Source organism: Pseudoxanthomonas indica, assembly GCF_900167565.1.
GTDB lineage: Bacteria > Pseudomonadota > Gammaproteobacteria > Xanthomonadales > Xanthomonadaceae > Pseudoxanthomonas_A > Pseudoxanthomonas_A indica.
The window spans coordinates 1,940,909-1,955,682 of sequence record NZ_FUZV01000001.1 but is presented as its reverse complement, the minus strand read 5'-3'; the positions used below and the strand labels follow the sequence as shown (position 1 = coordinate 1,955,682).

Annotated in this window: 13 protein-coding genes; 4 read left to right on the top strand and 9 right to left on the bottom strand. The window is 66.6% G+C overall.

Annotated elements, in window-relative coordinates:
- Nucleotides 1-50: 50 nt before the first annotated feature.
- A complete protein-coding gene (gene hrpB / locus B5X78_RS09060) occupies nucleotides 51-2,543 on the top strand; it encodes an ATP-dependent helicase HrpB (protein WP_079724077.1) in 2,493 nt (830 codons plus the stop codon).
- A 159-nt stretch (nucleotides 2,544-2,702) separates the two neighbouring features.
- The gene (locus B5X78_RS09055) at nucleotides 2,703-3,092 is read left to right on the top strand and encodes a hypothetical protein (RefSeq protein WP_079724076.1); all 390 of its coding nucleotides are present in this window, start codon (nucleotides 2,703-2,705) and stop codon (nucleotides 3,090-3,092) included.
- Between the two features lie 115 nt (nucleotides 3,093-3,207).
- On the opposite strand, the gene B5X78_RS09050 is transcribed toward B5X78_RS09055, so the two are convergent.
- Both B5X78_RS09050 and B5X78_RS09045 read right to left on the bottom strand, forming a co-directional pair.
- Entirely contained in the window at nucleotides 3,208-3,753 is a 546-nt protein-coding gene (locus B5X78_RS09050; protein ID WP_079724075.1) for a pseudouridine synthase, read from the bottom strand.
- Nucleotides 3,754-3,817: 64 nt separating this feature from the next.
- Entirely contained in the window at nucleotides 3,818-4,663 is an 846-nt protein-coding gene (locus B5X78_RS09045; protein WP_079724074.1) for a class I SAM-dependent methyltransferase, read from the bottom strand.
- Nucleotides 4,664-4,771: 108 nt separating this feature from the next.
- Between B5X78_RS09045 and B5X78_RS09040 the strand changes: the two genes are divergently transcribed.
- The gene (locus tag B5X78_RS09040; protein WP_079724073.1) at nucleotides 4,772-5,476 is read left to right on the top strand and encodes a hypothetical protein; all 705 of its coding nucleotides are present in this window, start codon (nucleotides 4,772-4,774) and stop codon (nucleotides 5,474-5,476) included.
- Here B5X78_RS09040 and B5X78_RS09035 read toward each other — a convergent pair.
- Genes B5X78_RS09035 through B5X78_RS09025 form a run of 3 tightly spaced genes read right to left on the bottom strand, consistent with a single transcriptional unit; the run spans nucleotide 5,473 to nucleotide 10,830 of the window.
- Complete coding sequence (locus B5X78_RS09035) at nucleotides 5,473-8,193, bottom strand: bifunctional acetate--CoA ligase family protein/GNAT family N-acetyltransferase (RefSeq protein ID WP_079724072.1); 2,721 nt, start codon at nucleotides 8,191-8,193, stop codon at nucleotides 5,473-5,475. The genes B5X78_RS09040 and B5X78_RS09035 overlap by 4 nt on opposite strands.
- 52 nt (nucleotides 8,194-8,245) lie before the next feature.
- The gene (gene aceK, locus B5X78_RS09030; RefSeq protein ID WP_079724071.1) at nucleotides 8,246-9,955 is read right to left on the bottom strand and encodes a bifunctional isocitrate dehydrogenase kinase/phosphatase; all 1,710 of its coding nucleotides are present in this window, start codon (nucleotides 9,953-9,955) and stop codon (nucleotides 8,246-8,248) included.
- On the bottom strand, nucleotides 9,952-10,830 hold the full coding sequence (locus B5X78_RS09025) for a LysR substrate-binding domain-containing protein (RefSeq protein WP_079724070.1): 879 nt from the start codon (nucleotides 10,828-10,830) through the stop codon (nucleotides 9,952-9,954). The genes aceK and B5X78_RS09025 overlap by 4 nt, the downstream gene beginning before the upstream one ends.
- A gap of 183 nt (nucleotides 10,831-11,013) precedes the next feature.
- Between B5X78_RS09025 and B5X78_RS09020 the strand changes: the two genes are divergently transcribed.
- Complete coding sequence (locus B5X78_RS09020) at nucleotides 11,014-11,238, top strand: hypothetical protein (RefSeq protein WP_079724069.1); 225 nt, start codon at nucleotides 11,014-11,016, stop codon at nucleotides 11,236-11,238.
- Between the two features lie 110 nt (nucleotides 11,239-11,348).
- On the opposite strand, the gene icd is transcribed toward B5X78_RS09020, so the two are convergent.
- The 4 genes from icd to queF all read right to left on the bottom strand — a co-directional run bounded on the left by icd (nucleotide 11,349) and on the right by queF (nucleotide 14,760).
- Entirely contained in the window at nucleotides 11,349-12,677 is a 1,329-nt protein-coding gene (gene icd / locus B5X78_RS09015) for an isocitrate dehydrogenase (NADP(+)) (RefSeq protein ID WP_079724068.1), read from the bottom strand.
- A 304-nt stretch (nucleotides 12,678-12,981) separates the two neighbouring features.
- Entirely contained in the window at nucleotides 12,982-13,470 is a 489-nt protein-coding gene (locus tag B5X78_RS09010) for a hypothetical protein (protein ID WP_079724067.1), read from the bottom strand.
- Nucleotides 13,471-13,527: 57 nt separating this feature from the next.
- On the bottom strand, nucleotides 13,528-13,833 hold the full coding sequence (locus tag B5X78_RS09005) for a LysM peptidoglycan-binding domain-containing protein (RefSeq protein ID WP_079724066.1): 306 nt from the start codon (nucleotides 13,831-13,833) through the stop codon (nucleotides 13,528-13,530).
- Nucleotides 13,834-13,944: 111 nt separating this feature from the next.
- The gene (gene queF, locus B5X78_RS09000; protein WP_079724065.1) at nucleotides 13,945-14,760 is read right to left on the bottom strand and encodes an NADPH-dependent 7-cyano-7-deazaguanine reductase QueF; all 816 of its coding nucleotides are present in this window, start codon (nucleotides 14,758-14,760) and stop codon (nucleotides 13,945-13,947) included.
- Between the last annotated feature and the right edge of the window lie 14 nt (nucleotides 14,761-14,774).

Genomic DNA, 14,774 nt, shown 5'->3' with positions numbered 1-14,774 from the left:
CCGGCGCGCATTGTAAGCGGGCGCCGGCGGCCAGCCGTTATCCTTGTCGCATGTCCCTGCCCGAATTCCCCATCACCGAGCTGCTGCCGCGCATCCGCCAGAGCCTGGTCGAACATCCGCGGCTGGTGCTGGAAGCGCCGCCGGGCGCGGGCAAGACCACCCAGGTGCCGCTGGCCCTGCTCGATGAAGCCTGGTTGCAGGGGCGTCGCCTGATCATGCTCGAACCCCGGCGTGTGGCCGCACGTGCCGCCGCCGGTTTCATGGCCCGGCTACTGGGCGAGCCGGCCGGCGAGACCGTGGGCTATCGCATCCGCTTCGAAAGCAAGGTGTCGGCGCGCACCCGCATCGAGGTGGTGACCGAAGGCATCCTGACCCGGATGATCCAAGACGATCCACTGCTCGAAGGCATCGCGGCGATCGTGTTCGACGAATTCCACGAGCGTCACCTGGCCGCGGATCTGGGCCTGGCGCTTTCGCTGGACGTGCAGGCGCAATTGCGTCCGGACCTGCGCATCGTGGTGATGTCGGCCACCTTGGATGGCGAGCGTCTGGCGCGCTTTCTGGATGCGCCGCGCCTGAGCAGCGAAGGCCGCAGCTTCCCGGTCAGCATCAGCCATTTCCCGGCGCGGCGCGAAGAAAGCGACGAGGTGCAGGCACGCCGCGCGATCGAACAGGCGCTGCTCCAGCATGCCGGCGACGTGCTGGTGTTCCTGCCTGGCCAACGCGAAATCCAGCGGGTGGAGGCGATGCTTGCGCCGCTGCCTACGGTCAGTTCGGGCGAGGTGGTGGTGCTGGCGCTGCACGGCGATCTGCCGGTGGAAAAACAATCCGAAGCGCTGCAACCGGATCCGCAAGGGCGCCGACGCATCGTGCTGGCGACCAACGTGGCCGAGTCCTCGGTGACCTTGCCGGGCGTGCGCGTGGTGATCGACAGCGGGCAGGCGCGCGAACCGCGCTATGACCCCAACAGCGGTTTTGCCAGGCTGGAAAGTGTCGCCATCTCGCAGGCTTCGGCGGATCAGCGTGCCGGCCGCGCCGGTCGCGTCGCCGAAGGCTGGGCCTATCGCCTGTGGCCGCAGTCGCAGCGGCTGGAGCCGCAACGCCGTGCAGAGATCGCGCAGGTGGAGCTGGCCGCACTGGCGCTGGAACTGGCGGCGTGGGGCAGCGATCACCTGCGCTTCGTCGATCCGCCGCCGCCCGGCGCCCTGGCGGCGGCGCGCGAGTTATTGCAGCGGCTGGGCGCGCTGGAAGGCGGCACGATTACGGCGCTGGGCAAACGCATGCTTGCGCTCGGCACGCATCCGCGCCTGGCGGCGATGCTGTTGAGCGCGCCACCCGGCGTGACGCGTGCGCTGGCCTGTGATCTGGCGGCGCTGGTGGAGGCGCGCGATCCGCTGCGCAGCGGTGGCGATGCGCTGGCGGCACGCTGGCGCGCGTTGGCGGCTTTCCGGCACGGACGCGCGCCTGCAGAGGCACACCGATCTTTGTTGGCAGCCATCGATGCCGCCGCCAGGCAGTGGCGTCGCCGGCTGCGCGAAGACGCGCCGCCGCCCGACGACAGCGCGGCCCATGGGCTGGGCGACCTGCTGACCCATGCGTATCCGGACCGCATCGGTTACCAGCATCCCCTGGATCCGCGCCGCTACGCCCTGGCCAATGGACGGATGGCGCAGCTGTTCCATGACACCGCGTTGTTCGGTGAGCCGTGGATCGTGGCGAGCGAATTGCGCCACGAAGCCAAGGACGCACTGGTGCAGCGTGCCGCGCCGGTGGACGAAGCCTTCCTGCGCCGCGAGTTCCCGCAGCGTTTCATCACCGAGGACGTGGTGCGCTGGGATGCCGGCAAGCGCGCGCTGGTGGCGCAGCGCGAAACCCGCTTCGATCTGATCGTGCTGGACACCCGCCCGGCCGGCCGCGTGGATCCCGAACGCGCCGCCACCGCCCTGACCGATGCCGTGCGGGAGTTGGGCCTGGCTGCCTTGTCGTGGAGCCCATCGCTGTTGCAGTGGCGCGAACGCGTGCGCTGCCTGCGTGAGTGGATGCCGGAACTGGGCCTGCCGGATTTCTCCGATGAGGGCTTGCTGGCCAGCGTGTCCCACTGGTTGCGGCCGGCGTTCATCGGCAAGACGCGACTGGATGCCCTGGGCGAATCCGATCTGGCCGACGCCCTGCGCGGAACGCTGGACTGGTCAATGCGTCAACGCGTCGACCAGCTTGCCCCCACGCGCATCACCGTGCCTTCGGGCATGGAGCGAGCGATTGAATACGCGCACGGGCAGCCACCGGTGCTGGCAGTCAAGCTGCAGGAATTGTTCGGCCTGGCCGAAACGCCGCGCATCGCCGAAGGCCGTGTGCCGCTGACCCTGCACCTGCTCTCACCCGGTGGCAGACCCCTGCAGGTGACCCAGGATCTGCGTGGCTTCTGGGAGCGCACCTATCCGGAGGTCAAGAAGGAAATGAAGGGTCGCTACCCCAAGCATCCCTGGCCCGAAGACCCCTGGACCGCGCAGGCCACGCATCGCGCCAAGCCGCGCGGCACCTAGACTCGCATCGGGCGGGGAGAACGGGCACGCGCCTGCGTGACCGGTTCTGTCCGGTCGCCCCCATTCAGCGCACGGCCGGCTCAAGCGCGGGCTGCTAACGCGCCGTAAACATCGAGCGCGGGAGACTGACTGCGTCGACCCCACCCGAGATTTCCTACGATGAGCAAGCTCACCATCATCACCGACCGCGCCCTGGACCTGGTCAACCAGGCAGGCAGCGGCATCGTCAACGCCGGCCAGAGCCTCAAGCACGCGGTACCCGAGGCCGGCAAGCTGCTGCAGACCGGCGCCGCGCTGGGCGTGGCCAAGACCGGCGCCCGCACCGCGATGACGTTCGTACGCCGCAATCCGGTAGTGGCCGTGGCCGCTGCGGCCGGCGTGGGCCTGCTGGCGTTCGCCGCCTACCGCAAGCGCAAGCGTGATGCCGCAAACGCACCGGTGGAAGGCAAGTCGCGTCGCATCGAAGCGCGCAAGGTCAACGGCACCGGCCGCGCTGGCCGCGCCCGCACCACCGCGCGCAAGTCATCGAGCGAGTCCGCCTCGCCCTGAGCAAGGCCGCAGCTGTTGTTGTAGGAGGGGCTTTAGCCCCGAACCTCGGATGGTTTCCGAGCTTCGGGGCTAAAGCCCCTCCTACATTCTGTCGATGGATGGCGTGACAGTTTGATCAGTTTCGCGGCACTTCGCGCCACTGGCCCGGCGCCAGGCCGTCGAGCCGCGCCGATCCCATCGCCACGCGCACCAGCCGCAGCGTCGGCAATCCTACGGCGGCGGTCATGCGCCGCACCTGGCGATTGCGACCCTCGTTGATCGTCAGTTCCAACCAGCTGTCCGCCACCGTCTTGCGATAACGCACCGGCGGATCGCGTGGCCACAGGGTCGGGGCGGTTTCCAGCAAACGCGCCTGCGCCGGTAGCGTCGGCCCATCGTTCAACACCACGCCGTTGCGCAGCGCCGTCAGCTGTTCGGGCGAAGGCTCGCCTTCCACCTGCGCCCAATAAGTCTTGTTCTGCTTATGGCGCGGATCGGTCAGGCGATGGGCGAGCGCGCCGTCATCGGTCAACAGCAGCAGGCCTTCGCTGTCGTAGTCCAGGCGACCGGCGGCATACACGCGTGGCGGCAAGCCGAACTCGGCCAGAGTGCGCCGAGCCGGTTCACTGCGATCAGTGAACTGGCACAGCACGTTGAAGGGTTTGTTGAAGGCAATCAGCATCGTTGCTTGGATCCGACACCGCGCGGCCGAAGCACGCGCGGTGCGGTGGTGTTACCGGTCGTGATCAGGGTTTGACGAAGCGCAGCGTCATCCGATCACTTTCGCCTATCGCCTGGTACTTGGCGTCGTCCTTGGCGTCGTGCTGATTGGTCGGCGGCAGCGTCCACACGCCATTGGGATGATCCTTGGTGTCGCGCGCATTGGCGTTGACTTCGCTCTGCCCGGCCAGCTTGAAGCCCGCCGCTTCGGCCAGGGCAATCACCTGCGCCTGACCCACATAACCGGTGTCGTCATCGGCCGGCACGTCCTTGCTCGCACGATGCTCCACCACGCCCAGCACGCCGCCCGACTTAAGCACGTTATAGAAGCCCCTGAACATGCCCTCGGCCTGGCCGGCCTTGCGCCAGTTGTGCACGTTGCGGAAGGTCAGCACCAGATCCGCCGAACCCGGCGCGCCAAACATGGGCGAGGTGGGCGAATACGGCGCCAGCTGCACCTTGTCGAACTGCGCCGGTGCGCCTTCGAACTTCTTCTTCAACGAATCAAAGCTGCGCTGCTGGTAATCGCGACCGCCGCCCGCCGGCACGGCAGACGGATCCACCACGGCAGCGACATACGTGCCGTGCTCACGCAGATACGGCGCCAGGATTTCGGAGTACCAGCCGCCGCCCGGGGTGATCTCGATCACCGTCTGATCCGGCTTGAGCTGGAAGAAGCCGAGCGTCTCGCGCGGATGGCGATACTTGTCCCGCAGTACATTGGCCGGCGTGCGCGTGCCTGCGGCAATGGCCTGATCCAGGGCGGAATCGGCAGCGGCTTGGCTGGCCGCATGGGCGGCGTGCTGGGCGTGCACGAGTGCCGGCGTGCCCAGTGCTGCAAGCATGACTAAAGACAGGGTGCGGAAGTTCATGTTGCGTCTCCACGGGAAGTGGCGCGAGCCTAGCACGCAGTCGGTCACGGGCGTGGCCTGCCTTGGCAGCCGCGCGCGTTGTCCTTCAGGAACCGGAGAAACTTCCCCATGTCGATGCACCGCACCACGCAGCTGGCGGCGAGCCTGCTGCTGATCCTTCCCTTGCCCGTGTTCGCACAGGCCGCCGGTTATGGCGACGACTTCGGCATGGGCATGGGCAGCATGCCCAGCGTCGCCAAGATGAGCGATGGCGATGCCAGCTGCGAACAATTGTTCGCCGAATCCGAACAGCTGCAGAAGGAAATCGCCGCGCTGCCACAGCCGGAAGATCCGATGGTCATCAGCCAGAAGATGACCGACGACATCATGAACTCGCAGCGCAAGGCAGCGCAGGGCGCGCGCGCCAAGAGTCTTGCCAGCAGCGTATTGAGCATGGTGCCGGGCGTGGGCGGACTGGCGGCATCGGCGCTGCGTCCCGGCATGGGCGGCATGCCGGATACGAGCAAGGACATGCAGAAACACATGAAGGCGCTGCAGGAAAGCACCGCCGCCAACATGGCGATCTACCATCGCCAGGCGCGCCAGCAACACGTCACCGATCTGTTCCTGGATCGCAGTTGCAAGGTGTCGCAGCTGCAGCCCGATGCATTGGCACGCGCGCGCACGCAGTTCTCGCCAGGCGCCGCCGCGGCAGCCGCACCGGCGGTGGGTGAGCCGGCTTCGGCACCCGCCGCCACGGCCGGACCGGCAAGCGCCGATGCGATCGCGCCGGCGACCGTTGATGCCAGCGCTACCCCTGCCAGCACGCCTTAGGGCGATGCCCCGGTCGCGTCAGCGTGATCGACCGGCAGCGTCACATCCATCAAGGTCGGGTCATCGGGATCCGGGCGGATGCTGAAGCCCAGGTGTTCGCACATCGCCAGCATCGTGCGGTTGTCACGCAGCACCTGGCCTTCCACGGTCTTCAGGCCCAGCCAGCGCGCGTACTCGATCATGATGCGCATCAGCCGCCAGCCGATGCCGTGGCCTTTCAGATCCGAGCGCACCAGGATGCCGTACTCGCCACGATCGTAATTGGCGTCGGCGTGCAGCCGCACCGCCCCGAGCATGTGGCCGTGCTCGGGATGCAGCGCCACCAGCGCCATCGAGCGGGCGTAGTCGATCTGGGTGAGGCGGGCGATGAACTCGTGGCTGAAATGACGCACCGACTGGAAGAAGCGCAGGCGCAGATCCTCATCGGTCACATGGGTGAAGAACTCGCGGAACATCGCATCGTCTTCCGGTCGTACCGGGCGCACGAAGGCGTGGCTGCCATCGGCCAGATCCAGCGTGCGTTCCCATTCCTTGGGATACGGGAAGATCGCAAAGCGCGGATGGCCACGGCCCTTGTGCAACTGCCGTCCGCGCGCCACGGCGATGCGCGCGTCCACCGCGATCACGCCCGACGCGTCGGCCAGCAGCGGATTGATGTCCAGCTGCCGCACTTCCGGCAGGTCGGCGGCCAGCTGCGCCAGCTTCATCAGCACCAGCGCGATGGCGCCTTCGTCGGCGGCCGGCACGTCGCTATAAGCCTTGAGCACGCGTGACACGCGCGTGCGCGCGATCAGCTCATGCGCCAGGCGCAGATCCAGCGGCGGCAGCGCCAGCGCACCGTCGTTGATCACATCCACTGCGGTGCCGCCGCGCCCGAACACCAGCACCGGGCCAAACACCGCGTCATCGGCAATGCCGGCAATCAACTCGCGCGCCTTCGGCCGTACGACCGTCGACTGCACCACCAGGCCGCTGATGCGCGCCTGCGGTCGCGCCGCGCGCGCGCGCTGCAGGATGCCCTGTGCTGCTTCGCGCACGGCGGCCTCGCTGCCCAGGTTCAGGCGAACGCCGTCGACTTCGGACTTGTGCGGGATATCCGGCGACAGGATCTTCAACACCACCGTCTGCCCGCCGGCCAGCAGCGGCGCGGCCAACTGCACGGCCTGTTCGGCATCGCGCGCATGCTGCACCGGCGCCATCGGAATGCCGTACGCACCCAGCAAGCGCGCCGTATCCAGGGGATCCAGCCAGCGCTGGCCTTGCCGCAACGCGTTGTCGACGAGGGCGCGTGCTGCCGCCGCATCGACATTGAAATCTTCCGGCAGGCTAGGCGGCGTCTCCATCAACGCGGCTTGCGCCTCGCGGTAGCGCACCAGATGCATGAAGCCGTTGACCGCATCGGACTCGGTCGGATAGTTGGGAATCCGCGCCTGATCCAGCACCTCGGCGGCGGCGGGATCATGGCCCAGCCACACCGCGAACACCGGTTTGTGCCGCGGCGACTGCGCACGCTTGCGCAGCACCTGGGTCATGGCGTCGGCGGTTTCCACCGCCGACGACAACACCGTGGGCACGTTGACCGCCAGCAGCGCATCGTTGGCCGGGTCATCCAGCAGCGCTTCAATCGTGCCGGCGTAACGCTCGGCATCGATGTCGGTGACCAGGTCCACCGGATTGGTCCGCGACCAGCCGGCCGGCAACATCGCATCGAGTCGATCGCGCGTGCTGTCGGACAGCTCGGCCACCGTGCCGCCCAGATCGCGCAGCCGGTCAACCGACAAGGCGCCGACGCCGCCACCGTTGGTCAGGATCGCCAATCGCCGTCCCGGAAACGCGCGCAGTCGTCCCAGCGTTTCAGCGGCCGAGAACAGTTCGTCCAGCGAACGTACCTGCAACAGGCCGGCGCGCCGGAATGCCGCGTCATAGATCGCGCGTGAGTCGGCCAGATGTTGCGCATGGGTGGCGTCGGCGGCGGAATCCAGCGCCAGCGCACGCCCGGACTTCACCACCACCACCGGCTTGGTGCGCGCGGCGGCACGCGCGGCCGACATGAACTTGCGCGCATCGCGGATCGCTTCGACATACAGCAGGATGGCGCGGGTGCGGTGGTCGGTGGCGAAGTAATCCAGCAAGTCGGCAAAGTCGACGTCCAGCGCATCGCCCAGCGACACCACCGCGGAAAAGCCGACCGAACGTCCCACGCTCCATTCCACCAGGCCACCGGAGATGGCGCCGGATTGGGATATCAGCGCCAGATCGCCGGCCTTGGGGAAACGGCTGGCCAGGCTGGCATTCAAGCGCACATGCGGGGCGATCACGCCCAGGCAATTGGGGCCCAGCACGCGCAGGCCCTTCTCACGCGCCACCGCTTCCAGTTGCGCAGCCGGTGAATCCGGGCCTTCGCCCATCGCCACCGTCAGTACGGCCACTGCGCCGGCGCCACGTTCGGCAGCTTCGCGCGCCACCGCGGGCACGGTGGCCGGCGGCGTGGCAATCACCACCAGATCCGGCTTCCACGGCAGATCGCGCAGGCGCTTGACCGTGATGACGCCAGGCATGGGCTGCACATGCAGGTTCACCAGCGCCACCGGACCGGCGAAGCCGCCGTCGAGCAGATTGTTGATCACCGCGCGCCCCACCGAGCGCGGACGCGACTGGCTGCCGACCACCGCGACCGAGGTGGGCCTGAAGATCGAAGACAGGCGATAGGTGCTCATGACGCGGCTAGCATAGCGCTGCCGCGCGAGCGGAAGCGTTGAGGCAGATCACTCACGCCAGCTTCAATGCCTGCGCATAAGGCGGCGTGTCCGGATAGTCGCCCGCGACCAGCCGCGCCTGCAGGTCGCGCCACCAGCCCGCATTGAACAATTCGCTGTGCGTTGCCCGCAGCGCCTTGGCCAACGGCTCGGGCAGGCCGAGGAACTGCGGGAAGCGTTCGGGGAATACATCCTTGGGCCCCACGTAAAACCATGGCCCGCTGGCAATCTCCTCTTCGTAGCTGGCCGCCTTGGGCCAGTCGCGGAAATGGCAGTCGGTCACCAGGCACAGCTCGTCGTAGTCGTAGAACACCGCGCGGCCGTGGCGCGATACGCCGAAATTCTTCAGCAGCATGTCGCCGGGGAAAATGTTGTTGCGCGCCATGTCCTTGATCGCCTGGCCGTAGTCGATCGCCGCCGCGCGCGCGGCTTCGGCGGTTTGCTCGCGCAGGTACAGGTTCAAGGGGCGCATGCGCCGTTGCACGTAGCACAGGTGCAGGATCAGATCGTCGCCGTCCTCGGTCAGGCTGCCGGGGCAGCTGGCCAGCAGCTCTTCCAGCAGCGCGGGCGAGAAGCGCCGACGTGGAAAGCGCAGCGAGCGGTAGGCCTGGGTATCGAGCAGACGGCCGACGCGATCCAGATGGAACACCAGGTCGTACTTGGCCTCCACGTCCTGCCGGCTCATCTCCTTGGGATAGGCGAAGCGATCCCGGATCACCTTGAACACCAGCGGATAGCTGGGCAGGGTGAACACCGCCATCACCATGCCCGGCGTGCCCTCGGCCTGCACCAGCTGCTCGCCGGCCTGCGCATTGAAATGATGGAAGAAGGTGCGGAAGCGCTCGGTCTTGCCCTGCTTGGCGCGGCCCAGCACCGTGTAGATCTCGTCGATCGGCTTGCCCGGCAGCAACGAGCGCAGGAACACCACGGCATCGCCGACCGTGGCCAGATCGGCATGGAAGTAGCTGCGCGACGTGCCGAACAGATGCGCCACATCGGCGCGACGGGTCAGCACCGCTTCCACCTTCAACTGGCCCTGATCGTTGACCAGCGCAATCACGCACGGCGAGAAGCGATGCTCACCGAACACGCGTCCCACCAGATAGGCGCGGCGTTCGCGGTAGAACACGGTGTCCAGCAGCTCGATGCCGCGTACCGGGTTATCGCCCCAATGCGCCAGGTCATCCTGCAGGCGCACGGCGATCGATGCGGCGCAGCGGGTCCGGTGCGCATAGGGCACATCGAAGCGGTAGTCACCCAGCACCCGCATATAGGTATCGGTGGGTCGCAGTTCCGATACCGCATAGCTGTGGCGGGCGACCGGATGGGTGATTGCGTCGGTGGGCTCGATGTCCAGCGCGACGAATTCAATGGCCGGGTCGACGCCACGCGTCTTGAAGAAGCGCCGCGTCAGCGTGTTGTAGAACGTCTTGTACAGCTCGCGATCGATCAGTTCACCCAGCAACTGCTCGTAATGGTCGCGCACCGCTGACCACAGTGCGCGATCATGGGCCTGGTTGAGCAGTGCGGCCTGCAGGCGCAGGGCGCACTCGGCGATGCACTGGTCGTACAGCTCGATGCGCTCGACCGCATCGGCGCGCGCGCCAGCCCAGTCCTGGGTTTCAAAGCGCAGGCGGGCACGCTGGGTGACCTCGGCGAAGCGCGCGTGGTAGTCGGCGAAGGCGTCGCGGATCAGCGCGGCCAGGATGCCGGCGCGGATCATGGCGCGCGGCCCGCCTGTTCCAGCAGCCAGCGGCGCACGGTCTGGAACTCCGGATGACCCAGGCTGCGCTCGGGATAGACCAGGTAGTGGGCAAAGTCGACCTGCAGGCGCTTGCGAGTGAGCGGCACCAGCCGACCGGCGCGAATCAGCGGCTCGGCCAGGGTGGCGCGCGCCAGCGCCACGCCCATGCCTTGCGCCGCGGCCTGGTGCAGCGTCTCGGTATCATCGAAATGCGCCACGTAGCGCCGCGGCGCTTCGCCTCCGTGTTGGCCAAACCATTCCTTCCAGCGATCCGACGGGTCGCCGAGCAGCGGCAGCTTGGCCAGCGAGGCCGAATCGCCCTTGGGCTTGCCGTGGCGCTTGATGAACTCCGGACTGGCCACCGGCGCGATCCATTCGTGGAAAAGCAGCTCGGACGTCACCCCCGGCCACTGGCCACCGCCCAGACGCAACGCCATGTCCACCGACTCGCGATCAAAGTCCACCACATGCGTGCTGGATTGCAGGTTCAGGCCCAGCTCGGGATTGGCCACCAGGAAGGCCGACAGGCGAGGCACCAGCCAGGCCGTGGCCATGGAAGGAATCAGGCTGAGCGTGATCACCCGGTCGCTGCGCGAGGACAAACGCGTGAGCGCATGACCGATGGCATCCAACGGCGTGGCCACCGCGTCGAACAGGCGCTGGCCCTCCGGGGTCAGTTCGACGCCGCGCGGTCCGCGCAGCAGCAGGCGATGGCCCAGGCGATCTTCGAGCAGGCGCATGCGATGACTGAGCGCACTGACGGTCAGGTGCATGGCTTCGGCCGCGCGCGTGAGGTTCTTCATCCGCGCGGCGGTGACAAAGGCGTCGATCTGGTCCAGGGGAAGGCGGCTCATCCGTGCTCCAGGTTGGCGTGGTCAGGCAGATTCGAAGTCCCGGTCGCGGCAGGCGTGGCTGGCAGGCCCCCACGTTGAACCAGGCTCAAGTCTGGCTTGCCCAGCTTTCGCTTTTTCGGTGTCCAGCATGGGACTAACTTGGCACTCGTTCAAGCCGGAGCCCCCGGCGGCAAGGAGAGACCCATGCGTACCGAGACGAAATCCTCGTGGTGGCGGCAACTGGGCAGCATCAGCCAGGGAATGCTGTTCCTCGACGGCCACGTGACCCATCCGGACGCCTTGTCCGGCCAGCACCATGCCGTCCACGGCGCGCGGTGCGCGCACCGCACCGACCTGCATCGACGCGCCCTGCAGGTGCTGCAGGCACGGCGCCTGCGCCAGGCGACCGCGCTGTCGCTGTTCCGCTGACCGTTCCTCCCCCCGGATGCGGAAAAGAAAACGCCCGGCGATGCCGGGCGTTTTCCTTGCGCCCGGCGATGCCGGGCGTTTTCCTTGCGTCGATGTGCCGCGATCCGGCCTCAGAGATGCTTGATGATCTCGTCGGCGAATTCGCTGCACTTCACTTCGGTGGCGCCGTCCATCAGGCGGGCGAAATCATAGGTCACGCGCTTGCTGGCGATCGCCTTGTTGACGCCTTCGATGATCGCATTGGCCGCTTCGGTCCAGCCCATGTAGCGCAGCATCATTTCGCCGGACAGGATCACCGAACCCGGGTTGACCTTGTCCAGGTCGGCGTACTTGGGCGCGGTGCCGTGGGTGGCTTCGAACACGGCATGGCCGGTCACGTAGTTGATGTTGGCGCCCGGCGCGATGCCGATGCCGCCGACCTGCGCAGCCAGCGCGTCGGACAGGTAGTCACCGTTGAGGTTGAGCGTGGCGGACACGTCGTACTCGCGCGGACGCAGCAGGATCTGCTGCAGGAACGCATCGGCGATGGCGTCCTTGATCACGATGCCCGCACCCGGCTTGCCTTCCGGAATGACATGCCAGGGACCGCCGTCCAGTTCGACCGCGCCGAAGTAATCGCGCGCGACCTGGTAGCCCCAGTCACGGAAGCCACCTTCGGTGAACTTCATGATGTTGCCCTTGTGCACCAGCGTGACCGACTTGCGGCCATTGTCGATGGCGTACTGGATGGCGCTGCGGACCAGGCGCTCGGTGCCCAGGCGGCTGACCGGCTTGATGCCCAGGCCCACTTCCACGTCCAGGCCACGCTTGGCTTCGCCCACGCCTTCCAGCGCGGCTTCCCATTCGTTGACCTTTTCCTGGGTGCCGAAGCGGATCTTGTTGAACGCCTGCGGGAATTCCTTGGCCAGGAAGTCCAGCACCTTCTGCGACTCGGCGGTGCCGCCGGCCCATTCGATGCCGGCGTAGATGTCCTCGGTGTTCTCGCGGAAGATCACCATGTCCACATCGCCCGGCTTCTTCACCGGCGAAGGCACGCCTTCGAACCAGCGCACCGGACGCAGACAGACGTACAGATCCAGCATTTGCCGCAGGGCCACGTTGAGCGAGCGGATGCCACCGCCGACCGGCGTAGTCAGCGGACCCTTGATCGAGACCAGATAGTCGCGGCAAGCCTGCACGGTGGAATCGGGCAGCCAGGTGCCGAACTGGTTGTTGGATTTCTCGCCGGCAAACACTTCCAGCCAGTGGATCTTGCGCTCACCGCCGTAGGCCTTTTCGACCGCGGCATCGAGCACGCGCACGCTGGCGCGCCAGATATCCGGACCAGTGCCATCGCCTTCGATGAAGGGGATGATCGGATGGTTCGGCACAGTGAGCTTGCCGCCGGAGATGGTGATCTTCTCACCGCCGGCAGGCGGGGTGAGGACAGGTTCTGCCATGGAACTGCTCCCGGTTGAAGACGCACATCGGGGGATACGCGCCGGTATTGAACAGCAAAGGATGAAGCGGACCCCCATTGTCGCGATTTCCTGGGCTCACGGCAAAGCCGACCAATGCCCAAACCAGCCCCCCTGAGTCAGGGGGCGATTCGCGCGCAGCGCGAATGGGGGTGTGGAAGCACATAGCGGGGCCCGAAGTTTGCAAAGCAAACTTTGGGTTTTTGAGGCGTAGCCGAAAAAAAAAGGGCGTGATGCTTTCGCACCACGCCCGAGCTTGCCCACCTGGGTGGGAGAGAGGGGGGAGTTACTTGATTTCGATTTCCTGCGACATGCCGGCGGCCTGGCCGTTGACGGTCACATCGACCTTGTACTTGCCGGCCGGCCACGGCGTGGCCTTGGTGAATTCGATGTTGGTCGTGCCGGCATCGGAGGCCACCACGGTGGCGGTCTTCTGCCCGGCCACCTGGCCATCCTGATAGGTCAGCTTGGCATCGATGGTGGCATTGGCAGGCACCGCCGCATCGGTCTTCACCGACACCACGATCTTGTCCTTGGGCGTGAACGCGGAAGCAGCCATCACCGAGCGATCCGCGGCGGCGGAGGTACCCACGGTGACGCTGGTCGTGCTCACGGCGGGTGCCGGTGCGGGTTCAGGCGGCGGCGGAGTCGGCGCCGGCGCCGGTTCGGTCACCACGGGAGCGGCCACGGGCTCTTCTTTCTTCTTGCACGCGGCCAGCGCCACGGTGCCGGCCAGCGCAATCATCAGGGCGTACGAAATGCGGTTCGTCTTCATGGGTTCAATCCTTGGGAGGAAGCGAGCGGGAATCGGACGGCGCAACCGCGGCAGCGGCTAGGCCAGGCTGTCCTTGGGCGGCAAGCGGATCACCTGGCCCGGAAACACGCGATCGGGATCGTCGATGACATCGCGATTGGCCTCGAAAATCTGCTTCCACGCATTGGCGTTGCCGTAGTGATCCTTGGCAATCTTGGACAGGGTGTCGCCCTTGCCGATGGTGTAGCTCTGCTCGCCGACAATCTGCTCGGTACTGTCGACCTTGGCCGAGACGTCGGAGAAGTCCGCCTTCGGGACTATCTGCTCGGTCGAATCGACTTTCGCACTGACGTCTGAAAAATCCGCCTTCTTCTCGTTGCTCATGGACAGCCAACCTTCCGTGCCGGATCGGGGAGGACGGGCTAGCCTTGCATGGCGTCTGTTAAGAAACCATGCCGCCGGCGTGAAAACGCGGGAAGCGCTTCACCTGGGTGACTACTGGCGGTTCTCACGCAGCGCCACCGGTGCGGCGACGCCCGGCGAGGCACGCCAGGGATTGATGTCCAGGCCACCGCGGCGGGTGTAACGCGCCTCCACCGACACCCACTCGGGCTGGCAGTGCGCCATCAGATCACTGTAGATGCGCTCGACGCAGTGCTCGTGGAACTCGGCGTGGTTGCGGAAGCTGATCAGGTAACGCAGCAGTTCGTTGCGGTCGATGCGTGGACCGGCATAACGGATGATCACCGTGGCCCAATCCGGTTGCCCGGTGACCGGGCAGTTGGATTTCAGCAGCGCCGAACGCAGCACTTCCTGCACCCGCTCGCTGGGATCGACCAGCAGGCCGTCGGCGCGCGGCGGACCGTAGTGATCAATCTCCACGTCCAGATCGTCCAGCGAATCGCCTTCCGGGTATTCGGCCATCGGCGGCAGCCCGAACGTCACCTCGATGTCGGCGCCGGCGCGCGCGGACAAATCCGTGCGCAGGCAATCCAGCACCGCTGCATCGCTGTTGAAGCGCGCGTTGTTGAGCGAATTGAGGAAGAGCTTGAACGACTTGGATTCAATCAGGTTGGACGAGGTGCAAGGCACGGTGAACGTGGCGGTGGCCACGCGCGGCTTGCCACGCGCATCCAGCCAGCTCAACTCGTAGCCATGCCAGCGGTCGTGACCGATGAACGGCAGCGCGTCCCCGCTCAAACCCAGCGAATCGCGCGCGGCCTGGCGTGGAATCGGGAACAACAGGCTGGGGTCGTAATGGTCGGGGTAGGTGACGTCGCGACCCAGCAGGGATTCTTCAGGAGTACTCATCTTGGTAGTTTAAT